This window comes from Streptomyces sp. NPDC049577 (genome assembly GCF_040675635.1).
In the GTDB taxonomy this organism is placed as follows: Bacteria; Actinomycetota; Actinomycetes; order Streptomycetales; family Streptomycetaceae; genus Streptomyces.
Map to the genome: position 1 here is coordinate 1 of NZ_JBFAPH010000041.1, position 22,169 is coordinate 22,169.

Annotated in this window: 18 protein-coding genes and 4 pseudogenes; 5 read left to right on the top strand and 17 right to left on the bottom strand. The window is 70.1% G+C overall.

The window, feature by feature from the left end:
* Positions 1 to 907: 907 nt before the first annotated feature.
* From AB0K09_RS07895 to AB0K09_RS07920, 6 genes and pseudogenes are all read right to left on the bottom strand, one after another.
* Positions 908 to 1,168 (bottom strand): hypothetical protein, encoded by a 261-nt coding sequence (locus tag AB0K09_RS07895; protein WP_366064420.1) that lies wholly within the window; start codon positions 1,166 to 1,168, stop codon positions 908 to 910.
* A gap of 74 nt (positions 1,169 to 1,242) precedes the next feature.
* Positions 1,243 to 1,446, bottom strand: coding sequence for a cold-shock protein (locus tag AB0K09_RS07900; RefSeq protein ID WP_366064421.1), 204 nt, complete (start codon positions 1,444 to 1,446; stop codon positions 1,243 to 1,245).
* Positions 1,447 to 1,907: 461 nt separating this feature from the next.
* A complete protein-coding gene (locus AB0K09_RS07905) occupies positions 1,908 to 2,072 on the bottom strand; it encodes a hypothetical protein (RefSeq protein ID WP_366064422.1) in 165 nt (54 codons plus the stop codon).
* A gap of 2 nt (positions 2,073 to 2,074) precedes the next feature.
* Positions 2,075 to 2,797, bottom strand: a pseudogene (locus tag AB0K09_RS07910) (DUF6192 family protein); the annotation flags it as partial.
* 12 nt (positions 2,798 to 2,809) lie between these two features.
* Positions 2,810 to 3,088 (bottom strand): hypothetical protein, encoded by a 279-nt coding sequence (locus AB0K09_RS07915; RefSeq protein ID WP_366064423.1) that lies wholly within the window; start codon positions 3,086 to 3,088, stop codon positions 2,810 to 2,812.
* Positions 3,089 to 3,606: 518 nt separating this feature from the next.
* Positions 3,607 to 5,067: an NF041680 family putative transposase gene (locus tag AB0K09_RS07920; RefSeq protein WP_366064439.1), complete on the bottom strand. Its 1,461-nt coding sequence runs from the start codon at positions 5,065 to 5,067 to the stop codon at positions 3,607 to 3,609.
* Between the two features lie 579 nt (positions 5,068 to 5,646).
* Here AB0K09_RS07920 and AB0K09_RS07925 point away from each other — a divergent pair.
* The 3 genes and pseudogenes from AB0K09_RS07925 (at position 5,647) to AB0K09_RS07935 (ending at position 8,787) form a co-directional block, all read left to right on the top strand.
* Entirely contained in the window at positions 5,647 to 7,092 is a 1,446-nt protein-coding gene (locus tag AB0K09_RS07925; RefSeq protein ID WP_366064424.1) for a Vps62-related protein, read from the top strand.
* A 318-nt stretch (positions 7,093 to 7,410) separates the two neighbouring features.
* Positions 7,411 to 8,170, top strand: a pseudogene (locus AB0K09_RS07930) (transposase); the annotation flags it as partial.
* Between the two features lie 29 nt (positions 8,171 to 8,199).
* On the top strand, positions 8,200 to 8,787 hold the full coding sequence (locus tag AB0K09_RS07935; protein WP_366064440.1) for an ABC transporter permease: 588 nt from the start codon (positions 8,200 to 8,202) through the stop codon (positions 8,785 to 8,787).
* Positions 8,788 to 8,844: 57 nt separating this feature from the next.
* Here AB0K09_RS07935 and AB0K09_RS07940 read toward each other — a convergent pair.
* The 5 genes and pseudogenes from AB0K09_RS07940 to AB0K09_RS07960 all read right to left on the bottom strand — a co-directional run.
* Positions 8,845 to 9,366, bottom strand: a pseudogene (locus AB0K09_RS07940) (hypothetical protein); the annotation flags it as partial.
* Positions 9,318 to 11,195, bottom strand: coding sequence for a prenyltransferase/squalene oxidase repeat-containing protein (locus AB0K09_RS07945; RefSeq protein WP_366064425.1), 1,878 nt, complete (start codon positions 11,193 to 11,195; stop codon positions 9,318 to 9,320). The gene AB0K09_RS07945 and the pseudogene AB0K09_RS07940, both read right to left, overlap by 49 nt.
* A 46-nt stretch (positions 11,196 to 11,241) precedes the next feature.
* Positions 11,242 to 12,441, bottom strand: a complete 1,200-nt coding sequence (locus tag AB0K09_RS07950) for an aromatic ring-hydroxylating dioxygenase subunit alpha (RefSeq protein ID WP_366064426.1) — start codon at positions 12,439 to 12,441, stop codon at positions 11,242 to 11,244.
* A complete protein-coding gene (locus tag AB0K09_RS07955; RefSeq protein WP_366064427.1) occupies positions 12,431 to 13,828 on the bottom strand; it encodes a cytochrome P450 in 1,398 nt (465 codons plus the stop codon). Before AB0K09_RS07955 ends, AB0K09_RS07950 begins: the two co-directional genes overlap by 11 nt.
* On the bottom strand, positions 13,825 to 14,892 hold the full coding sequence (locus AB0K09_RS07960; RefSeq protein ID WP_366064428.1) for an NAD-dependent epimerase/dehydratase family protein: 1,068 nt from the start codon (positions 14,890 to 14,892) through the stop codon (positions 13,825 to 13,827). The genes AB0K09_RS07955 and AB0K09_RS07960 overlap by 4 nt, the downstream gene beginning before the upstream one ends.
* Positions 14,893 to 15,058: 166 nt before the next feature.
* On the opposite strand from AB0K09_RS07960, the gene AB0K09_RS07965 reads away from it, so the two are divergent.
* Complete coding sequence (locus AB0K09_RS07965; RefSeq protein WP_366064429.1) at positions 15,059 to 16,360, top strand: FAD-dependent monooxygenase; 1,302 nt, start codon at positions 15,059 to 15,061, stop codon at positions 16,358 to 16,360.
* A gap of 63 nt (positions 16,361 to 16,423) precedes the next feature.
* Here the strand turns inward: AB0K09_RS07965 and AB0K09_RS07970 are convergent, their stop codons facing one another.
* Positions 16,424 to 17,500, bottom strand: a complete 1,077-nt coding sequence (locus tag AB0K09_RS07970) for a hypothetical protein (RefSeq protein ID WP_366064430.1) — start codon at positions 17,498 to 17,500, stop codon at positions 16,424 to 16,426.
* 253 nt (positions 17,501 to 17,753) lie between these two features.
* Here AB0K09_RS07970 and AB0K09_RS07975 point away from each other — a divergent pair, with 253 nt between their 5' ends.
* Positions 17,754 to 18,653, top strand: coding sequence for a methyltransferase domain-containing protein (locus tag AB0K09_RS07975; RefSeq protein WP_366064431.1), 900 nt, complete (start codon positions 17,754 to 17,756; stop codon positions 18,651 to 18,653).
* Positions 18,654 to 18,806: 153 nt separating this feature from the next.
* Here AB0K09_RS07975 and AB0K09_RS07980 read toward each other — a convergent pair.
* The 5 genes and pseudogenes from AB0K09_RS07980 to AB0K09_RS08000 form a co-directional block, all read right to left on the bottom strand.
* Positions 18,807 to 18,890: pseudogene (locus tag AB0K09_RS07980) on the bottom strand (hypothetical protein); the annotation flags it as partial.
* 341 nt (positions 18,891 to 19,231) lie between these two features.
* The gene (locus tag AB0K09_RS07985; RefSeq protein ID WP_366064441.1) at positions 19,232 to 19,660 is read right to left on the bottom strand and encodes an NUDIX domain-containing protein; all 429 of its coding nucleotides are present in this window, start codon (positions 19,658 to 19,660) and stop codon (positions 19,232 to 19,234) included.
* Between the two features lie 142 nt (positions 19,661 to 19,802).
* Complete coding sequence (locus tag AB0K09_RS07990; protein WP_366064432.1) at positions 19,803 to 20,183, bottom strand: hypothetical protein; 381 nt, start codon at positions 20,181 to 20,183, stop codon at positions 19,803 to 19,805.
* Positions 20,184 to 20,448: 265 nt separating this feature from the next.
* The gene (locus AB0K09_RS07995; RefSeq protein WP_366064433.1) at positions 20,449 to 20,679 is read right to left on the bottom strand and encodes a hypothetical protein; all 231 of its coding nucleotides are present in this window, start codon (positions 20,677 to 20,679) and stop codon (positions 20,449 to 20,451) included.
* A 1,188-nt stretch (positions 20,680 to 21,867) separates the two neighbouring features.
* Complete coding sequence (locus AB0K09_RS08000; protein ID WP_366064434.1) at positions 21,868 to 22,149, bottom strand: hypothetical protein; 282 nt, start codon at positions 22,147 to 22,149, stop codon at positions 21,868 to 21,870.
* Positions 22,150 to 22,169: the final 20 nt, after the last annotated feature.

Genomic DNA, 22,169 nt, shown 5'->3' on the forward strand with positions numbered 1-22,169 from the left:
CTGCGCCGGGCCCTGGCCGGGCTGCCGGACGACGGGGCCACCGCGGCCCAGGTCCGCTACAGCGGCCCGGACGGCAAGTGGCAGGGCGCGTCGGGAATGCTGCCCTCGAGAGCCGCCCGTCACTCCCCAACCGGAGAAACCATCGAACGCCCCCGAGGTCGTCGTGGGCATCGCCCAGTCGCAGGCCGAGCAGCCGCTGGCCCAGCAGCCCACGCCCGGCAAGACAACCGAGCAGGCCAGCTCTCCTGCCCCAGCCCAGCCGGCCCCACCGGCACCTGCTGCCCAGCCGCCGACTCCCCCGCCGCCGTCCTACCCGCCCACCATTCCGCCGGCCCGGCCGAACCGGAGCCTGCAGCACCGCGCAGCAGGCTCCGCGGGGTCCTGCGCCGCTTCCTGGGCGGCCAGCAGCACGAGACCGTAGAAGCCGTGTGAGGCCGAAGGGCATCGGCGCCCCGGTCAGGGCACGGCGGTGATCTCAGTGTCGACGCGCAGCGCCTCCCACGGGATCCGGCCCGAGCGGCGGACCATTGTTCTGTGACAGCGAGGGTTGAGCGCGTGCCACCGACGTTTGAGCTGCCTTGGTGCACCCGGCCAAGCCGCGTTCCCTGCCTGCTCTCCCGGCCGCGGGCAGGGAGAGCAGGTCTGTCGGGCGGGGTGGAAGGGGGCGTGGAACAGAGCTTGGTTGTCGGCGCTCAGGTTCAAATTAAGCGATCAAGGTCTGCTGGCACGTGCTCAAACTTCGCTGGCGCTGGAAATCCATGTCCCGTGTCAGCGAGGCTTTGATCGATGCCATCGAGCCTTGATGGCTCCTATCGCCCCGATCCGACTGCACCGATCGCATGCTTCACGGTGTGCGGCGTCGGCGAGAGCCACAGGGAGCCCCGCCGACGCCCGGATTTTGGTGCGGTCACGACTCGGGCCCTGGCGCCGTCACATTGTCCACGAACCTCTGAGCGGCCGACTTCGGTACCGTCCCGACGACTCCCGGGTTTCTCCCGAACGTGGAGAAAAAGGATGCGTCATCCGTATCTGTGAGGCCCTGGACGGCCTGGAGGATGCCAGAGTTACTGAGGTCGGACCTGGGCCTTTCCTCCGCCGAGGCGGGAACGGCGGTCGCGAGAAGAGCAGCACCGGCAAGCACGGCGGAAGCAACGGGCTCGATCTTCATGCCTGCCTCAACGACGGACCCACGCCGAAGATGCGCTGATCTGCATGGCGGAGGCCGGCCGTGACGGCAGGTGGTCAGCCCACTACCCGGACCTGGTCGGCCTGCGGGCCCTTGGGGCCTTGAACAACCTCGAACTCGACCCGCTGGTTCTCCTCCAAAGACCTGTACCCCTGGGCCTGAATCGCCGAGAAGTGCACAAACACCTCCGGACCGTTGTCCTGCTCAATGAAACCGAAGCCCTTCTCCGCGTCGAACCACTTCACCGTGCCACTCGCCATCGCCTGTGTCCCTTCCCTGGGTATGACCGCAAGATCCTCCCCCGCCAGGCCTGGCGGAAACACGCGACACGGCCGAGCAGCGCCGCTCCGGGAACCCACCCGTCACCCCTTCCCTGCGCCGGTTTGAGGGACCCAACGGCAGCTGGCGCTGGCAGACACCGGGCCAGGGGCTGCTCACCCAATCGGGGTAGTGGTGGTGCGGACGCTCGTTCACCCGCCGGATCCGGACGCGGTCGGCGGTGCCACGCTGGATCTGGTGGAAGTGGATCGTATGCTCCTCCACCGCGCTGTACACATTGTCGGAGGGATAGCGACGGCGCGAGGGCGGGGGCATGCCGGGTCGGCCTAGGCTGTGGCGAGCTGGTTCAAGGACGCGCGGACGCCGGTGAGCTGGGCGGCGGCCAAGCGGGCCCACTCGTCTTCGGGGTGGCGGGCCAGGTGCGGGTCGAGCGTCCCCGTGATCACCGGGTCAGCCGGCCGAGGATGATGCGGAACTGCTTCTTCTCGTACTCGATCCAGTCCGCCGGCTCGTCCGAGAACATGTAGCCGGCGGGGCGGGCTTCGATCAATGCCGCCCGGACCAGGTCGCCGTAGTGTTCGGCGACCGGCCGGGCCTCGCCGGCCACGGTCACTCACCCTTGAGGAGCTGGACGAGCTGCTCGTCGAGGGTGAAGTTCCCCCGGGCCATCGCCGCTTCCAGCCAGTCGGCGGCCGTGCGGACCTTGGTGATGCCGCGGCGGACGTGCTCGCGCTCGTCGTCGCTGAACTCCTGGCCCCGCAGCCTGGGGACCAGCCGGCCCAGCGTAGCCACGAACTGGTGACACGACCCGACGAGGTCGAGGTATTCGATGATGTGCTCGATCTTGCGGACGGCCGGGACACGGTCACGGACCCGCTCGCGGGCGGCCTCGGAGTTGTCGAACTGGGCCCGGTTGACGACCATCCGCGCGGTGTCGTCCCGCATCGCCTCCCTGGCGACCGACGGCCGCCGCAGCAGATCCCGCGTCAGCTCCTGGGCCACCGTCTCGTCCCTCGTCAGCTCGGCCACCACCCGCAGCCTGTGCTCAGGCGCGACCTGCTGGGCCACCGCCGGGCGCCGCAGCAGGTCGGACGCCACCAGAGCGGCCACCTCTTCGTCCTTGGTCAGGTCGGTGACGGCGGCGACCTTCTCCTCCACCGTCACCGGCCGGTCCACCCGCTGCCCCACCAGGCGTTTCGCCGCGTCTGGTGTCCACTGCCGGCGGCCGGTGCGCTGGTTGAACGGCGCGTCCTCGATCGCCGCCCACCGCTCCGCGTCATTGGGGATGGTGGCCAGGATGCGGTGGACGGTGAAGGACACCTCCTCCCGGCGCTTGCCGGCCGGTCACCGGTTGGCCGTGTAGCGCCAGTCCAGCACCGTGGGCAGCGCGACCCCGATCTCGTCGGCGAACCAGCCCAGCGACTCCTCGACGGTGAACAGGTCGTCCACCCCGTTGGGCATCGCCCCGCCCACCGGCCGCATCGGCTCGATCTCCAGCGCGATGTCACCCAGCGCGAACTGGGCCCGGGTGACCTGCTTGATCAGCTCCTTCACCTTCGCGACGAGCTCCTCGAAACGCTCCAGCGTGACGTTCCCGATCCGCTCGACACGAGTGATCACCATCTCCCCCCGGACACCGGGCCCACCACCGGCCGTGGTGGGTAAATCGGATTACCCGGCACCGGTTCCCGGCCAGAGTGAACCCCGCGCATCATCGCGAGCCAGAGGTACAACACCCGCGCTCGAAGCGCCCCACCAGCGCCCGCTCACCCGTGCAAAACAGACGAGAGCGGCGAGAGGGGAGAGGCGGGTGCGGCGTTCGCCTACGGCGTTTCGGTAACGCCATCCCGCGAAGCCTGCCGCGCGCCGCCCGCACACCGGGCACCGAGCCTGCTCGCCCAGCTTCATCGCGATCACCCGCTCACGGGCCCGCCGCAGCCTCCGCCACCGCCGCGATCTGCACCGCGACGAACAGAACAACGCCGTCTTCGACATCCCCGGCAGCAGCGGATCAAAGCACTCGCGACAGCACCGCGGACCGGCCCCTCCAGACGCCACGACCAACAGCATCCAGCACCGTCACCCCCCTCGACCAGGGGGATTCCCAACACGCTCTTAGCTTGTTCCTTTACATCGGGTGGTCACTCTCTGTATTGAGGCTGTGATCGCTGCGGTCTGTTTCGGTCGCGTTCGATCAGCGTCTCGGGTCGCTTGACGGTTTTACCCACGTCATGGCGGGCTGGCCGGTGCCGGTTCGGGATGCCTGGGGGCCGTCCGGGGCCTGGCCTGGACGGTTTGGGCGCACGGGCCGGACTGCCAAGGTGCGGTCGGATATTCCTGAACCCGCGGCGGACACGGGTCGGGGTGAGCGTGGTGCCGGGCCGGCTGGTCTTCTCCCAGGGCTTGCGCTGGTCCACGGCGAGCGGGAGCGCGAGACGGAGCTGGGTGTGCGCCGCGATGATCAGCCAGGTCCACCGGTCCGCCGCCTCCGGGCTCCGCAGCCGCGGCCTGGCCCAGCCGAGCGTCTGCTTGAACAGGCGGAACGTGTGCTCGAGGTCGAAACGCCGCAGGTAGCACGACCACACGAAGTCGACGTGCTCGGCGTCGGCGCCGATGGCGGAGGACCACAGCCAGATGGGTGGCGCGTCGCGGTCGCCGGGGAGGTGGTCGACCTTCAGGTGGAGCAGGGTGCCCTCGACCAGGGGAAGCTCCCCGTTGTCGTCGATCCACGCGGAGCGGTGGGTCAGCAAGGGGTGGACCCGGTCCCATGCCTGGGTCTCGGCCTTGCCGTAGCGCGCGGTGTCGTTCCTGGTCAGCACGGTGGGCTGGGGCCATGTGGCGGGGTCGGCGAGCTTGAACCGGGGCCCGTGCTTCGGCGGTCGGCCGCCTTTGGGGTCGTAGACGTAGGCCGGCTTCGCGAGCCGCAGGACCCGGTCCGAGCGCAGGCGTCCGGCCACCTCGACCGGCAGATCGGACAGGACGTGCGCCAGGCGCATCGGGTCGTAGCCGGCATCCATCACGATCAGGATCTTCCTGTCGCCCACCCGCCACTGCCCGGCCGTGATCAAGCGCTCGACCACGGCCCGCAGCTGGCGGGCGGTCACCACTGCCGTGTCGTCGGCGGGTCCGAGGCGGACTGTGTCCAGGACCTGTGTCCACGAGGTCCGGTCCGGGGTGAGCGCGGCGACGAACGAGTACGGCCAGCCCGGCACCACATGGTCTGATGAACGGCCGTTGCGGCCGTGGACCAGGCAGAACAGCCGCTCCGGCGAGCAGGCGGCATCCGGTCGCAGCCACGGCGAGACGTCGACCGTGAGCACGATCCGCCCGTCGAACCTGGGCAGCGGCAGCGAGACCAGCAGGTCACGGAGCCGGTCGGCGTCGAGACGGCCGTTGTTCAGCGCGGCATAGAGGGAGCCGTAGCCGCGCCGGTGCTCAGCCGTCAGCGACAGCTCGACCGGTGTCCGCGCGGGCCCGTCCGCGCACAGCAGCGCGTCGGTGAGTTCGAAGAAGGCGTCCGCCCGGCGGGCCAGGCATCCGTACAAGCCCGCCCGGAAGCGTGACAGTTCCGCGAACGCCTCGCGCCCGCCCACCGGCTGCATCACACTGACCACCGCGGCCTTCTCCGTGAACACCTGCTTCTCGTCGAGTTCAGGATCACGAAGAAGCCCGCCCCCCACGCCGGGCAATCACCCGAACGAGCGAACGGCCAGACGTCGACGATCAAGCCGGACCAAAGGAAAAAATCTTAGGCGGTTTCGGACATGTCCTTGCCACGTTCCAGCGGTGCGATCCAGATCAAGAGATCCTGGCGTGCTGGGTTGGCGGATGTACTTCACCCGGCGTGAGCTCAGCCTGCCGCAGTCGAGGACGGACGTGATGGTCGATATCACTGCTCTGGACGACTGGTTGGACGAGTACGGAATCGGGGACAGCTCGCCCTAGCTGAACTGGATCGGGTCCTGCAACTTCTCGGCCCGGTACCGGGAGCCGGCCGACCAGCGGTTCCGGCGGGCGTGCTTCGGGGTTCCGCTCGCTCGGGGGAGACGCCTGAGGTGCCAGGGGTTCGTGGCCGGTTCCGGGCTGCTGCGGATCGCGCCCTGTCGACGGCAGCGCGTGAGCGGGCCGATGCTAGGTCGCTGTCATATGCAGGATCTCGGCCGACCGAAGGGACACGATCGATGCCCGCGTGGTACGAGAGGTTCGGAGAGCTCTACCTGGCCTACAACCTGGACACCAGCAACACGAACGGCTTCTTCTGGTCCTCGGCCGCCGTGGGGCCCAAGCCGCGGCCGCACGGGGACGTGAACGTCTGGCTGGCCACACGCGGAAACGGTAGCGGCCCCCAGTTCCGGGCGCTGGGGTCCTACGCCCGTCACTACGGGTCGTGGATCGACGCACTGTCGGACGCCAACTTCGGGCGTTACGGCAAGGAGCCCCGGCTGATGATCGCACCGGTCAACCCGAACTCGGGGGTGGTGGCCAACCCGGTGGACTACCAGCGGCTGTGGTACGACAGCAACACCGGGGCGGCGCTCTACGGGTCGGTGTGGCGGCCGATCCCGCCCGCCGGGTACGTGGCCCTGGGGGACGTGTGGGCGGCGGACTGGAACCGCAAGCCGCCGCTGAACGCGATCTGGTGCGTCAAGCAGGGAGCGCTCGGCGGTCACACCTACGTGCGCCGCGCGGAGCTGCGCCAACAGGTCTGGAAGGACCAGGGGACCGGCGGCAACGCCGGGGACGTGGCCATCTGGCGGGTCGACGTCCCGCCGGTCGTGGAGGACTCCACCGAGCGCCTGCTGATCCCGCCCAACACGGTCACCACCGTCAACAACTACAGCACTCCGGCACCGACGGCGACGAGCTGGATCCTGGACGTGCCGGCCGGCGTGGAGAAGCAGCCCAACCCGTCACCGCCTCCCCTGACCTCGTACGACCGTCCGACGAGTCCGGTGGTGGTCACCGACCGGATCGTGCGCGTGCCGTTCACCGGCGTCAGGGACGACCACCGCGACCTGGAGTGGAAGGTCGCCAACAGCCCGTTCTACCGGCTGCACCGCCGCGTTGCCTACAACGTCGCGATCTTCAGGGACAACCGGCACGGCAACAGCACGGTCCCCGACGAGGAGAGCGTGACCACCGGCCTTAGCGCCTCCGCCAGCGAGTTCTACTTCGAGAAGACCACGATCGTGGTCTCCGCCTCGGCCGGTATCTCCTTCAAGGGGTTGTCGGCGGAGGTCAACAGCAGCGTCACCCGCGAGGTCGGCTACGAGCGGCGCACGTCGGTGGCCTCCCTCGAACTGAAGACCACGACGCACGGCCTGGTCACCAAGCCTCGGTCCTCGGGCGTTCTGTGGGTCGCGACCCACCAGCTGGCACCGTACCGGGCCGACGGCAGCCCTGTGACCGACGACCTACCGACGTACCAGTTCCCGCACTACGCCAGTGCCAACTTCCCGCTCGACGCCGTCGCCGAGCACATCCCACCCGCGGCCCAGCCCGACCCGCAGTTCCAGCAGTCACCCGACATCGACTGGGAGACGAGCGGAGACATCCCCGGCTTCGACGGCGAGGAGCTGACGAAGAAACTGGAGCTCGCGAGGCAGGAGATGCCCGAAGAACCGTAGGCTCAGATGCTTGCGCCGGCCGCTGCCCACGACAGGGTGCCGGCCGGCGCACGCGTGTTTCATGCTCGGTCCGCAGCCGCTCCCGGGGCTGGGATCCGACAGTGGTCGTGCGGGAGGTGGTCCGGGCGATCACGTAAGGGCCGCCTTCTGCCCGCTCACCGTGATCGACTCCTCAGCGAAGTGGATAACGGACAGGGCCGCAGGCCCCCGCATAGCGTCACCGCGCGCAGCCGAAGCCATCACCCGGCCGTCGCCGCCTGGCTCACCCGCCACGGCTTCGACGCCATCGTCGACCAGGACCCCGACCGTGCCTACTGGCTGCGCTGCCCGGCACCGACCTGGGCCCAGTACGCCGCGGCCTACCCCGCCGGCGGCCGACCGCCGAAGCACGGACCCGAGTTCCGCCTCGCAGACCCGGCCACCTGGCCCGAGCCCACGGTCGCCACCGTCCACGACACCGCCCGCTACGGCAAGGCCGAGGCGAAGGCGTGGGACCGGGTCCATCCCCGGCTCACCCACCGCTCCGCCTGAAAGTTGACCACCTGCCCGGCGACCGCAACGCACCGTCGGTCTGGCTGTGGTCCTCCGCCACCGGCGCCGACCCCGCCGATGTTGACTTCATCTGGTCCTGCTACCTGCGAAGATTCGACCTGGAGCACACGCTCCGCCTGTTCAAGCAGGCCCTGGGCTGGACCCGCCCCAGGTTCCGCTCCCCGGAGGCCGCGGACCGCTGAACCTGGCTCGTCGTGGTGCGCACACCCAGCTCCGCCTGGCCAGCCCGCTCGTCGTCGACCAGCACCGGCCCTGGGAGAAGCGCACCCGCCCCGGCACCGCGTTGACCCCGGCCCGTGTCCGCCGGGGGTTCAGGAACATCCGACCGCACTTGCCCAGTCCGGCCCGCGCACCCAAACCGACCCGGCCGGGGCCGGGTAGACCGCCCGGTGTCCCGAACCGGCACAAGGCCACCCGCCACGACGTGGGCAAAACCGTCAAGAGACCCGCCACGCTGATCGAACGCGACCAGAACGGATCGGTCCGATCGCAGCTACCCCGCCAACGAAACCGCGCTGCACCATAAGGAACAAGCTTAGTGTCTGAGGGGTCGGCCTGGCCTCACGCGAGTCGTTCCAGCAGTCCGCCCCCGCGCTGCTGGGGGTCTTCCCCCTGCCCCTCGTGTTCTCCCAGGCCGCCATCAGCACTCTGCGCGAGCGGTCGTCAGGTGTCCTCGAACGTCTGATGCTGGTCGCCCCGCGCAAGGTCGACCTCTACTTCGGCTACGCCTCGGCCTACGCCGTCGCCGTCGCCGTCCTGCCGTCGACGGCGCTGACCGTCCGGGTCTCCACTGCCTGGCTGGGCCTGCGCATCAAGGGCCCCTTGTGGCCCGTGGTCCTGGCCGCCACCGCGACCGCGCTCTTCGGGCTGGGACTCGGCCTGCTCGCCGGTGCCTTCGCCCGTACGGAGATGCAGGCCATGCAGTACTTCCCCGTCCTGGTCTTCCCGCAGGCCCTGTTGTGCGGCCTGTTCGCCCCCCGTCATTCCATGGCACGCCCTTTGTGCTGCCTCTCGGACCTCATGCCCTTGTCCTACGCCGTGGACAGCCTCCGGGCCTCGGCCGTCGCACCCTTGCCGGACGGCACGTATGCCCGGAACGTGACCGTGGTCCTGGGCGCTCTTGCCCAGCGGCGGACTCTGTGAGCCGCCCCGGCCGGCCAGGTGTCCCAGTTCTCCGAAGGCCTCGGCGCCCATCCAGAGATTGCCGAGCAGCCACGGCAGGTTGGGAGCGTAGAAGATGAAGTAACCCCACGCGTCGTGCTCGGGCATGGCCGGGTATCCAGCGGCGTGCGCGTGCCAGAAGTACAGGACGACGGAGTAGGAAAGATAGGACGCCACCGTCAACTGCAACGGGTACCGCCAGCGGCTGCCGCGCAGCACGGCCCCGATCAGGGCCAGATTGAGAACCTGGGTGACACACACGTTCAGCGTCTCCAGGGCAAAGGGCAGATAGACGTCCCCTTCTCCGTAGTACGTCCGGTCACCGGCCCCGTAGAGGGCGAAGAGGGTGGCGAAGGGATCCTTCCGCGTACGGATGGTGCGGAAGTGCAGGATGAAGTACAGCTCCAAGGAGAAGGCCAGGACGAGCGAGAAGCCGAGGAAGGAAAGGGTGAGGCGGTCCTTCCCGGGCAATTGCGGGCGGAGCGCCCGGGCCGTCGTCCGGGACCGCACGGTCACGAGGGCTCCCTCCCTGCCGCCGGGCGAAGCCTTCCCAGGGCCCACAGCGGGAAGTAGGCGGCATAGAGGCGGTAGTCGAGCATGGCCGTGCCGAAGAAGACCCCGGCCGCCGTCTCCTGCCGCCAGGTCCCGTCCGGCGACTGGTGCGCGCACAGCCAGCGCACTCCCCTGCCGATCGAGCCGGCCGTCGGCGGGCGGAGCTCCGAGAGCGCCAGCAGTGCCCAGGCCGTCTGGACCGGCTGGCTGCGCTCGCCCTCGACGTAGCGCTGCTCCAGACACCCGCGGTGATCCTCCGACCAGCCGCCGTCGGCTCGCTGGACGGACTCCAGCCACCGGGCCGCCCGTGCCAGCGCCGGATGCGCGGCAGGCACGCCCACGGCGCGCAGCCCCCGAACGGCGAACAGCGTGCCGTAGATCCGGTTGACGCCCCATGCCGCGGGCCACGAGCCGTCGGCCGACTGCGCGCGCAGCAGGAAGCGTACGGCGCGGCGGCGCGCTCCCGCGGACCGTCGGGCCGTCCGATCGGGCAGACGTGCGGCGAGTTCGGCCAGGGCGACCAGCGCCGAACCCGTGCACTCGATGTAGGAGTCCTCCACCACGCAGTGGGTGAACATCTCGGCAGGATTGAGACGTTCCAGCAGCCGGGGGCCGCGCCGGGGCTCGTAGCTGCCGAAGCCACCGTCGCGGTTCTGCCTGCGCAGCAGGAACCGCGCCGCCTCGGCCAGCCGCTCCCGGTCGGGAACCGGTGCGCCGGGAACGGCGCGGGCGGCGTGCAGCAGCGCGGCGGCCGCTTCAGCCGTGCAGTCGCTGACCGGCCAGCGGTGGGCGCCGTCCGAGAAGCACCAGCCGCCCAAGGCGGGTTCCCTGGCCGTGACGCGCGGGTCGCAAACCTCCTCGGCCAGCTGTGCTCCGGTCAGGAAGGCGCAGGCCGACCGGAGGGCGGCGTGTCGCCGGGCCTCCTCGCCCCTTCCCCCGGGCATCCCCGCCAGCAGCGCCTCGACGGCGAACGCGGTGTCCCACGTGTGGGAGCGGGCTCCCGCGTACCGGATGCCGTACACGGCGTCGTGCCAGCGCCAGACCTCCACACCGGCGAGTGCCCGGTCGATCTCGTCCCGGTCCGCCCCCGCCGCGTGCAGCACGAGAATATTGAGAAGGGAGCTGACCGGTGAGATGCCCGCCTGTCCGGTCACTTCCTGCTCGTGCCGGACACGTCGCAGACAGCGGTCGAGAGCCCTTCGGCGGGGACCGGTCAGCGGCGCGCGCTCGTACCCGCCGAGCACGGTGAAGACGGTGCGCAGGAGTCGTCCGGGCGGTACGAGCGCGTCGGCGCCCAGCCGGGCACGGTCCGCCGGGCTCGGCCAGTGATCGCCGTGCAGTTCCCGTTGCAGGGCCCGGCCCAGCTCGCCGAGGTCTCCCTGTACGCGCGCGCCGTACAGATATGCCATGGCCTGGTAGAAGGTACGGGTGTGGCAGTACAGGCGGTCGGGATGGAAGGGCGCGAGGCGGGGCAGCAGGAAGATCTCGGGCGGTATCGGGTTGACCGCGCGGTAGTCGTACAGGCCGGTCAAGGCCAGCCACAGTTTGCCCCAGGTCGGGATGGCCGCCACCCCGCCTGGCTGCGCGCGCAGCCAGGCGCCCGCCCGCGAGCACAGTGTCTCCTCGGCGCTGTGGCCGAGGAGACGCAGGGCGATGTAGGCAAGGGTGGTGCAGTAGAGGGAGGGACCGGAGTCGGGATGCTGCCGCCAGCCGCCTTCGGGAGTGACCGTGGCGGCGTAGTGCCGCACGATGTCCGGACGCTCCGACTTCGGCACCGGCCGGCCCACGAGCCGGCGGACGATGACGTACTGCGAGAGGATCATGCTGTTCCAGACCATCTCCCCCTCCCAGCTGCCATCGTCCCGTTGACGGGAGCACAGGTGGTCAAGCGCGCGGCGATGCGCCTCCCGCGGATCCGGAACGGCTGTGGAGGGGTTCTCCGTCGAGGACGGCGATGCGGGAGGGACGGGCTCGTTCGCGGTTCCGGTCAAGGAATTCCTGCCACTTGCGGATGGTGAGGTCCTGGAACAGGCCGACGGCGGGGTTGAGCTCGATGATGGCTTCGGTGTGGTGGAGCTCCCAGCCGCGCTGTTCCGCCTCCACGGCGTCGCCGTCCTGGCGCAGCAGGGGCTCGACGGTGAGGGGCGCGGCCAGGCGCAGCAGGGTGCCCATGAGGGCGCGCGGTACCTTCCGGTGCGTGCCGGGGATCTTGAGCGCGTCGAAGTAGAAGAGGAAGAAGACCCGGGTGGTGCGCCGGTCCATGGGCAGCACGAAGCACCAGTGCTTGATGGAGCCGCCGGTGTCGGACCGCTGGTAGGGGTACTGGAAGGCCAGGTCGATGGAGGTGGTGTCGACGCGCCGGCGGTCGACGAACCGCCCGGACACCGGCCCGCCGCCGATGCGGGTGTCGTAGGACAGGCGCACGGTGTCGCCGGCGGCTTCGAGCCGGGTCAGCTTCGCGTCCCAGAACGGGCGGTACTTGCGGTGCAGGTAGGCGTGGCTGAAGTCGCTCACGTTGTCGATGACCATCGAGTGATGGGCGTTCCAGACGAAGGAGGCGTCCAGCCGGGACCACGACCTGCTGCCGGTCAGTTCCGGGATGTCCGGAGGGGTGCGGGCGGCGGCCGAGGCGGGGTCGCCGGGAAAGATCCAGATGATGCCGTGGCGGCTGGTGACCGGATAGCTCGTGATCTTCACCTCTGGCTCGGCGCGGCCGAAGAGGTCGTGGGCGTAGTGGACGACCTTGCCGTCGCCGTCGTAGGTCCAGCCGTGATAAGTGCAGGTGAGGTGGCACCCGTTGACCTCGCCGCCGGACAGTGGGAGCTGGCGGTGGGCACAGCGGTCCTCCAGGGCGCGCAGGGTGCCGTCCGTGCCCCGGTAGACGACGATGGGCTGCCCCCAGAACCGCGTGGCCAGCGTCCTGCCCGGCTTGAGAGCCGCGTCGTACTCGATGGGGTACCAGTAGTCCGGGTCCATCCCGGCGGCCCGTACCTTCGCCCGCTTGCCGCGGGCCTCGGCGAAGGCGGGTGGGCCACCGTGCCGGTGCGCGGGGACCTCATCGGTGCGGGAGCGATCACGGATCACTGGTGTTCCCTGTCTCGGGAGGGAGTTTGCGGTAGCGGACGGAGCGCGGCAGCCCGGGGGCGGCGACGAAGGTCGAGTAGTCGGGGCGGTGTTCGCCGCCCGTCGAGGTCAGCTCGACCCGGCGCAGCAGTACGCTCCAGACCGTCTTGACCTGCTGGTAGGCGAAGGCAAGGCCCACGCAGCGGCGCTTGCCGCCACCGAAGCCGATGAGGCTGTACGGCGGCCGGTGCTCGCAGCGGGGCGGTAGATAGCGCGAGGGGTCGAAGTGGTCCGGCTCGCGGAAGACGTCGGGCATCCGGTGCGCCACGGCGGGGGACACCATGACGAGGCTGCCGGCCTTCACGGGGTATCCGTCGAGCGTGAGGTCCCGCAGGGCCTTGCGCATCAGTACCGTCAGGGGCGGGTGCAGCCGCTCGGCCTCGCGCACGCAGCGCTCCAGCAGGTCCATGCGGCGCAGCGCCTGTGGTGTGACGTGCCCCTGCGGGCCGAGCACCTCGAACTGTTCGGCCGTGACCGCGTCGAGGTGGCGGGGATGGCGCAGCAGCAGCAGGCCCGTCCACGTGGCGAGCACGGCGCTGGTGTGCTGGCCAGCGAAGATCATGGTGAGGAGAATGCCGGTCACCGTCTCGTCGGGCAGCCGTCTGCCCCGGTCGTCACGTGCCTGAAGGAGGGTGGCCAGCACGTCCTGGTGGCCGGTGGCCCGCCCGGGTGCCGCGCGCCGTTCGGCGATCACCTCGGCGATGGCGGAGGCGATGGCCGCTCGGGCGCGGTCACGGCGCCGGAAGGCAGGCAGCGGTGCCTTGGGGCTGAGCACGCCGGCCAGCCGGATGCCGCTCTCGAGGTCGTGGTAGAGGGTGGCCAGTCCCGGCCCCATGCGCCGGTGGAACCCGTCGCCGACCAGGCATCGCGCGGCGATGGAGACGGTGAGCCGGTTCAGCTCGGCGAGCAGGTCGATCTCGCCCGCGTCCGCCCAGCGGGCGACGTGCGCCTCGGACTCCTCCTCCATGACGCGCGCGTGTGCTTCCAGCCTGCGGGAGCCGAGCGCGGGCAGCAGGTGCCCGATCTGCTGCTCCATCTCCGCCGGCTCGGCGTCGTAGGCAATGCCCTGCCCGAGGACCGGCGTCATGAAACGGTAGGCCTCCCGGGCGCTGAGCACTGTCTCGTCCGCGCCGAAGAAGGCGGCGTGCGCCCGCGGCCCGCACGCGAAGTGCACCTCCTGGCCCAACAGCGGGAAGTGGAAGGCGTTTCCCACCCGCTCGCGTGCGGCACGCAGGAGTCCCACGGGGTCGCGGCCGAAGGCACGCACCGGGCCCAGCCACGGCAGGTGGCCACCGGGGAGCCGCGGGACGTACGCCGGTACGGTGCCCGCGGCTTCGGTGGCGGTCATCGCGGGCTCCCGGTGCCGGCGGCGTCCATGGCGTCATGGACCGCCGCCTTCGCCACGGGGTACGGGCGACGGCGCCGCTCCACCAGGCCCCGGTCGACGAAGCAGCGGTAGGCGCGCTCGACCGCCTGGGCGATGCCGGTCGGCCGATACCCCAGTTCACCTCGGCTCAGGGAGCAGTCGGCGCGCCGGTGCGAACGGAGGAAGCGGACCGCGGCCGGGGTGAAGCGCGCCTCGCGGTCCGGGGCCAACACCCCCCGCGGGCCCTCTGCCAGCCGGGCGAGCACGGCCATGACGGGAGCGGGCAGACGCAACCGCGGCGTGGGCTGCCCGGTGACCTGGCTGTACAGGCCCATCATCTCGTCCACGGTGCGGAACTCCGTGGACAGCAGGTATTTGCGGCCCGGCCTGCCGCGGTCCATGGCCAGCAGATGTCCCTCCACGAGGTCCTGGACGGAGACGAACTCGAAACCGCCGGGCACGTAGGCCAGCAGCCTGCCATGAGCGAAGTCCAGCAGCAGGCGGCCCATGCGGGAGGGACGGTAGTCGTGCGGGCCGATGATGGCCGTGGAGACGGCCACCACGACGTCGAGGCCCTGCGCGGCGGCCCGGTGGCACTCGTGCTCGACGAGCACCTTGCTGCGCGTGTACGGGGTGTGGTCCGCGAAGGGATAGTGGGGATCCTCCTCGGTGCTCGGCCTGCCCGGTGGACCGCCCGTCGCGCTGAACGATCCGGTGACCACCACCCGCCGCACCCCGGTCCGGCGCGCGGCGTCCAGCACATGACGGGTACCGATCACATTGACCCCGTAGATGCCGGGAGCCCCACGGGCCGAGGTGGAGATCCTCGCCGCGCAGTGGAAGATCCGGTCACAGCCGTCCACCGCTGCGGCCACGGCCCTCCGGTCCCGCAGGTCCCCCATGGCCCTCCGCACGGGGAGGCCCGTCAACGCCTTCGCGGCGGAGAGGGGGTCGTGCACCAGGACGCGGACCTGGTGGCCGTCGGCCACGAGGCGCCGGACAAGATTGGCACCGAGGTGTCCGCTGCCTCCCGTCACAAGGATCACGCCCTGCTCCTTCTCCCTGCCCCGCGCCCCGGCCGGGGCGATGACATGCCGGCTCGCCGCGTGACGACCGAACCCCGTCACTCACCGTGCAGGCGATAGCACTTTATGAGTGCGCTCTGGTATGTCAAACGCCCCGTCCCGCACTCCAGAGAGGGAACGCAGGCTGATGAAGGTCACAGACGCGGTGGTGGCCGGAGGCGGACCCGCCGGCTGCGCCGCTGCCCTGGCGCTTGTCCGGAACGGTGCCCACGTGCGGCTTCTCGAGCCACAGGCCGACCGCCGCGGCCACTTCTCAGGAGAGTGGCTGCACCCCGCGGGCGTGGCGGCGCTGGAACGACTGGGCGTCAACCTGGATGGTCCCCGGTTCATCAGGAACGGCGGCTTCTTCCTGCACCCGGGTGACGCCGAGACACCGGTCGAGCTGTCCTACGGGGCGGGCACCGCCGTCACCGCGCCACACCACCTGCTGGTCGGACACCTCCAGGCCCTGCTGCGGGACACCGCCGGGGCCGTACTGCTGCGCCGGCGTGTGCTGGGCGCGTCGGAGAACGGCGAGGTCGTCACCGACGCCGGCCGCATCGTCACGGGGTTGATCGTCGGTGCGGACGGCCGCAGTTCGGCCGTCCGGCGAGCGATCTGTCCGGACGCCGGTCCTCCCGTAACCCTCTCCCACACCGCAGGGCTCGTCCTCAGGGGCGTGAGCCTGCCGGCCGAGCACCGTGGGCACATCTTCCTCGGCGGGCCCGGGCCGGCGCTCGCCTACCGCATCGGCGACGACGAGGTCCGCCTGTGCTTGGACGTCCCCCTCGGGCGGCCCGGCCCGGCCCGGGTCGGCGCCTACTTGGAGCGGGGTTACGCCCCGCACCTGCCAGGCGACCTGGCACGCTCCTTCCGAGGGCAACTGCGGGAGGGCAACGTCCAGTGGTCCGCCAGCCGGTTCCTCCGCAGGGACTTCTTCGGGCGGGGCCGCGTCGCGCTGGTCGGTGACGCCGCCGGCCACGGGCATCCCCTGGCGGCACAGGGGCTGACCTGTGCGCTCCTCGACGCGGAATGCCTCGGCGCGCATGCCGGTCCCGCAGGCTACCGGCGCAGCCGCACCCTGCGGTCCCGCACCCCCGAGCGCGTGGCCGCCGCCGTGCACCGCGTACTGACCGGCACGGATCCCGCCACCCTCGCACTGCGCCGCTCGTTGCTCGGCCTGTGGCGCACCGACCCCCAGGGGCGCACCCGCACCATGAGACTGCTGGGACTGCAGGACCACCGCAGGAGCGCTTTGTGCCGCGTCGTGGCCGGCATCGCGGGCGATGCCGTGGTCTCCACTCTCCGAAGCCCCGGTGACGACATGCTCCGTCTGGCATCGACCATCGCGGGGCTCACGGGGTGGCTGCTGTGGATGAGCGGCTCCCATGTCGGCCTTCCCCCGCGGCGATCGGCACGCGGAGTGGCCCTCTTCGGCCCGCACGTATAGGTACCGCGTGCGGGGGCCGGGAGAGAACCCGGGGAGCACCCGGAGAGAACCGGAGTGAAGAGGTCAGTAGAGAAAGGGAATCATGCGGAACCGGGCCCGCCGGCAGTACTCCTCCCACAGCGGGCCGTACTTGGCGCGGCAACGCCGGTCGTCGCGGTGGGCCCGGTGCGCGAAGAGCACGGCAAGGAACAGCAGCACCGTGTAGGGGACGACGGACTCGGTGCCGCACAGTGCCGTCCAGCTGACGTAGAGCAGGAACTCACCCGTGTAGTTGAGCTTTCTGCCGATCCCCCAGAAGCCGGAGACCAGCAGGCTCCCGCCGACCGTTTCCACCGGGTGTCCCCAGACGCTGCGCAGGCGTCCTCTCCTGAACCGGTGCTTCTGCTCATTGGCCCCTCGGAACAGCCAGAACCCACCGAGAAAAAGCGCCGCACACGCCACGGCCGACCCGGGCGGAAGCGGCTCTCGCATCCCGGCCAGGGTGCGCCCCGGCAGGCTGTAGAAGAAAGGGACGAGGACATAGTCGCCCCAGACCAGCATCCATCCGAATCTCTCGGCGAGGATGTCCCAGGTGTGGAGCATTCCTCCCTCGAACTGGAAGTAGTTCGCGATGTAGAGGAAGAAGAACGCCTGGTAGAGCGCCATCCTGGCGGTGACCGAACCCTGGTCCAGGTACTGCGTGGCCAGGAACGAGACGTTGATGAGGAACAGGCCGATCAGTGAAGGGCGGTACGAGAACATCTTGAGGTCGACGCCCCACCACTGCGGGTTCAGTTCCACACCGCGGATGTAGTCGACGAGCCCCCTCAGCGGCCCCGCCCCGCGCGCGCCGGGGTGCCGGCGCCGGCCGCATACGTGGAGGACCGTCGCCAGGACGAAGGCGAAGGCGTTGGCGGCGACGAACAACTCGCCTGCATGGCGGGCGGGATAGGTCAGCGCCGCGGGAAACCGGATCCATGCCGCCGCGGCCGCCAGTGCGGCCGCGAGGAAGAGTCTCAGCCCGTTCAGGCGGTACCGCGCGCGGACGCCTCCGGCTCCTTCGGCTCCCTGCTCGACGGGGCCGGGAACCACCCGCGAAGCGACGAACAACAGGCCCACAAAGGCCACAACGACGACGACCGCCACGCGCACCTCGGTCACTACTGGACGCCACGAGCACACCTACGCGCCGGAAACCGTATCGAGGGGACGACCCGGGAGACTCCGCCGGCCACCGATGTAACCCTTGAGAGGGAAGGGCCGACTGCCGGGCCCCATGCGCCTGCGGCCGTCGCGGAAGACCCTGTACGGTTCCCCCGGTCACACGACGGAGGGCCCCTGCCGGGGCGGACGTCGCTCGTCGTGTGCCGGCCGAAGTGCGCCTCCCGTCACTCACCGAGAAGGAACGCCAGCCATGACGAGCGACCTCCAGCAGGTTTCCCGGCTCGCGGAACTAGCGGCCGATCGCGTCACCCGGGACGCCAACTTCGTGGAATTGGTGGCCACGTACTACGGGCTGGTGAACGACATCTACTGCGCCGGGTGGGGCGAGTCCCACCACTTTCCGCCCTTCAACGGGGAGGCCACGCTCCAGGAGGCGCAGCGAGCGGTGGAACGCCGCCTGGCCGACCGCGCGGGCCTCCGCCCGGGCATGAGGGCGCTCGACGTCGGCAGCGGCGTGGGCGGACCCGCGCGGACGATCGCGGCCCACTCCGGCGCCCACGTCACGGGCCTGGACCTCAGTGCCCTGCGCGTGCGGCAGGCCCGCGAGAAGGCCGGGGAAGCCGGCCTGGCCGAGCGCACCACATTCGTCGAGGGCGACGCGAGGAGCATGCCGTTCCCCGCCTCCACCTTCGATGTCGCCTACAGCTTCCAGGCGATCTGCCACGTACCGGACAAGACCCGGGTGCACACGGAGATCGCACGCGTCCTGAAACCCGGTGGGGTCACCCTCGGCTACGACTGGCTGGCCCGGGAGGGCCTGTCGGCCGAGGAGACCAACCGCTTCATCGAGCCCATTTGCCGCTACCACGGCCTGTCGCACCTGTCCTCGCCACGCGAACTGACCGACCAGCTGCGCACTGCCGGTTTCACCGAGGTACGGGTGAGCAACGCGGCCGGGGAAGGCGACCTGGAGCCCGTCTGGAAGATCCTGGACGAGGTGAACGCCATGGCCGGCAGTGAGGAGATCACGCCCCTCCTCCGCTTCATGCTCCGGGGCACTCTCGCCCTGTGCGAAGCGGCACGCGCCGGCCACTTCCTCATCGGCGTGTGGGAAGCGCGGAAGCCCACGGCCCTGCCGGAGCGCGGATGACCTTCCGGAAGGAGCCGTCCAGGACGTCCGCGGCCGCAGAGTCCAAGGAGAGCACCACCAACGCTCCGCTCGTCCCTCTGGTTTCCGGAGGGTTGCCGCGTCGCGCTCGACGGCCGTGACCCGTCCGGCCCCGAGTACGCGGGCGGTCAGGGCCGTTGAGTACCCCGGTCCGGCCCCCAGCTCCAGATAGGACAGGCCGGGCCGCAGGCGCAGGTCGTGCAGCATCTGGACCGTCATCGACACCACGCTCGTCGGCGGGCCAGGCGGCCGGGGCTGCGGAGCGGGTGCGGTAGAGGGCGAGGGAGTCGATGCGGTAGCGGTCGTCGGTGTCGAGCAACAGGTAGCCCAGCAGCTGCCATGCTTCGGCCTGGCGGAGGGAGTAGGGGGTGCCGGGTGCTTTTGAAGCCGAGCAGCATGCCGTGGACTGGCGTGGCCCGGTTGTCGGGATGGAGGCGGCAGACCGTCTCCATCCGGCGCGCGGCCAGCTCGCCGCCCACGGCGCGCATCCGAAGGCCCGCGCCACGGCAGAAGCCGCCGGAGGGCGGTGCGGCTGGGGCTCGACCTGAGTGCAGGGGCGGTCAGGTCGCCGTCTTGCGCCAGGTGCCCAGGATGGCCTGGACGGCGCTGGAGACCCGGCTGTGTTGGGCGTCATCGGCCCACTGGTAGGCGTCGTGCTCGCTGGGCTGCACCGTCTGCTCGATGGCGGTGGCGGTGAAGTTGTACTGCCGGGTGCGGCGTCCCGAGCCGGAGCGGTAGTCAAAGTGGCCAAGGTAGTTGCCGACCTCGGCCACGGTCAGACCGGTCTCCTCGGCGACCTCCCGCCGCAGAGCCTCGATGAGCGTCTCGCCTGGTTCGACCCCGCCTGAGGGAAGCTCCCACAGCCCGCCGAGGTAGTCGTCGGCCGGACGGTGCAGCAGCAGCACCCGGCCGTCCGAGTCGGCGATGACGGCGCCGACGACGGCCTTCTCGATGCGGTCGTGTGCTGCCGTGCGGGTGAGGTCGTCCAGAAAGTCGGGGGTGACGGTGGAAGGGGTCACGACAGGTCCTTCGCGTGGGTTGCGACTTTGGTGATGGCGGTGGTGTAGGCGTCGGCGAGGCGGATGTCGTCCGCAACGCTCCACACCGGCAGCTTGAACGTCGTGGCGTGTACTACTCGGCCACCGGGAAGCCGTCGGCGGAGGCGTCCTGGCGGTCAGCGTAGCCAGGCAGCAGGGCCCGGGGGTCCGGAACAGTGGATGGGTGTGCAGCGGGCAGGTCGATGCCGGCCGGTCGGCCTGTATAGCGCCCCGCGTGGACTGCGTAGAGGAACCGCTCGATTGGCAGCCCGCCGAGCTCGGCCGGCTCGTAGCGCAGCGGCGGCGCGTACCGAGATGCCCGCGCCGCGACCGGTAGTTCCGGTACGTGGATGCCGGGTACGCCGTCCAGCGCCACGCACATTCGGGCTGCAACTGCCTGACGCCCTGTCAGGTCCTCCTCCGGACGAGTGAGCTGGGTGTGGGCGAGGGCGGCGGCCAGGGGGTGGATGCGCACCCATGCCGGTGACGGCGAAGGCGCGAGCGGGTGGGTCGCGGGGATTTCGCAGGCACTCTTCATCGCCCTGACGGCCGCCGACCACCCCACTCTCCATGGCGGGCAATCGGAGCTGGCAGCCCAGCGAGGCCTGCTGATCCAGTCCGCTGCCTACACCGCTGCCCGCGCCGGCGACCCACAGGGGTGCGCGAGCTGACCGCCGAGGCGGCGGCCATCGCCCGGCAGCTCGGCCCCGCCGCCGTGCTGCGGGACCACGGCGGCGGCTTCAGCCCCCACCACCGTCCAGCTCCACCTCATCGCCGCGGAGAACTCCGGCGGCGACCCCGCGGCCGCGCTCGCCGCCGCGAAGGCGGTAGCGCTCGGGAGCCTGTGCAGCACCGAGCGCCGCGCCCGCTACTACGCCGACATCACCACCGCCTTCGGCCGGTGGAACCGCCGAGATGAGTGCATCCGCGCCCTCCTGGCCGCCGGGCACCATGCCCCCGAAGAGCGCCACGCCCGCCCCGCGGTGAATTCCCTCGTTTCCGGACAGCTGGTCTCTGGACGCACCACCAGCGAACTACGGGGACTTGCCGCCCGCGTCGGCGTTCTCACCTGTGTGCCGAAGCGCGCTACCCGTCACCGGTGTGGCTGGTCGGCCTGGCCGATAGCGCGGTGTGTGGCACGCTAGTTGTCGCTAAGAAGGCACCCCGCTTGTCACCATCAGCGACTTTTAACCTTGTTGTCACCACCGCTGTGTCGCTCCCTTGCCTCCAGCGCGACCGAACTGCGACCCTCCCTCTACAAATACGAGAAATTCCATTATGGCGCGGAGTTGCCCCGAGAAGCACCCCTTGAGCCAATATGGCCTGGCTGGCGGCGCGCCGACTTTGGCCGCGAATCTGCCTCTTCCGGGCAGACGCCGGGGGTATTTGGGAGGCAATTCCTTAAAATCTATTCTGATAGCCCCAGAAAAATTTCGGGTAAATACCCAGTCAATTCGGGGACGGCGTACGAAGTCCAGGCGGTACGTGTGGCGCTGCTTCAGCTTCACCAACTCGCCGCCATGCTGCGCGACACGCCAGACGAAGACCACGGTGACCACGACGCGCCGACGCAGACCGCGGCGATCAATCCATTCCAGAACGCGGGTTCGAAGGGTGTCGCGGGCTGCTGGAGCGGTCGGGGAGGTTGCTACATGCTCAACCGCAAACACGGGGCGAAGCATACGCACGGGGGAAGGGATCGCTAGCCCACACTGCGTGCTCGCCTCCCGTCGACAACATCGGCGAGAAATTCCTCTGTGGCAGGTTCTACCGGTTTGCCGGGTGCTGTGTGCCAGCTCAACGCAATCTTTACGTCTTTGGAATACGAGGCGTGGCGTTCGGCCGCTCTGGCCCGCGACAGGGCCTTGCGTGAGGCCATTAGGGCGACAATCACGACAACTGTGCTGAGGACCATAGCGGCGGTCCTCAGATTCTCATTGGCATCGGCCAGCACACCGGTAACGATCACGTTCCTCACCTACCGAGCGCCGCAGCGATCATTTCTCTCTTCAATGATCGCCCGGGGTGACGCTCTATGGACAACTGAGCTCCTGACCGTCGAGCGTGCCGTGAGAAACAAGCCGGGGAGTACCGGGCTGCGAATTCGCTCCATCTTGGTGACATTAAGTGCGCCTTTGTGACGCCTATCGCGCTTCGGCTCAACCTGTGATCCGAAGCGCGATAGCTGTCACCATCAGCCCCTGCTGACCTGCGACATCGATCTGGCGAAGCACGGTGGTTTTCACCAGGTCGGCGCTCGTCTTGCCACCAGCAGCCCGCGAAGCAGGGTTGGTGTCACCGGCTCCGGCACTCCACCAATCGCCGGAGCTCCCCCGCCGGTGGCCGGTGTCCTGTGACAGCACCTGAGGTTGGCTGCTGAGCGGGGAGGGCTTCCAGGCGGTCACCTCAGCCCCTCCCATGTCGCGCACCGCAGTCGTCATGCCTAGCCTGCTGAAGAGGC

Excerpts from the sequence above, each read along its gene's own strand:
- AB0K09_RS07895 (WP_366064420.1), bottom strand. The coding sequence starts at position 1,168 with ATGAAGATCGAGCCCGTTGCTTCCGCCGTGCTTGCCGGTGCTGCTCTT.
- AB0K09_RS07900 (WP_366064421.1), bottom strand. The coding sequence starts at position 1,446 with ATGGCGAGTGGCACGGTGAAGTGGTTCGACGCGGAGAAGGGCTTCGGT.
- AB0K09_RS07915 (WP_366064423.1), bottom strand. The coding sequence starts at position 3,088 with ATGGTGATCACTCGTGTCGAGCGGATCGGGAACGTCACGCTGGAGCGT.
- AB0K09_RS07920 (WP_366064439.1), bottom strand. The coding sequence starts at position 5,067 with ATGCAGCCGGTGGGCGGGCGCGAGGCGTTCGCGGAACTGTCACGCTTC.
- AB0K09_RS07925 (WP_366064424.1), top strand. The coding sequence starts at position 5,647 with ATGCCCGCGTGGTACGAGAGGTTCGGAGAGCTCTACCTGGCCTACAAC.
- AB0K09_RS07945 (WP_366064425.1), bottom strand. The coding sequence starts at position 11,195 with ATGGTCTGGAACAGCATGATCCTCTCGCAGTACGTCATCGTCCGCCGG.
- AB0K09_RS07955 (WP_366064427.1), bottom strand. The coding sequence starts at position 13,828 with ATGACCGCCACCGAAGCCGCGGGCACCGTACCGGCGTACGTCCCGCGG.
- AB0K09_RS07965 (WP_366064429.1), top strand. The coding sequence starts at position 15,059 with ATGAAGGTCACAGACGCGGTGGTGGCCGGAGGCGGACCCGCCGGCTGC.
- AB0K09_RS07975 (WP_366064431.1), top strand. The coding sequence starts at position 17,754 with ATGACGAGCGACCTCCAGCAGGTTTCCCGGCTCGCGGAACTAGCGGCC.
- AB0K09_RS08000 (WP_366064434.1), bottom strand. The coding sequence starts at position 22,149 with ATGACGACTGCGGTGCGCGACATGGGAGGGGCTGAGGTGACCGCCTGG.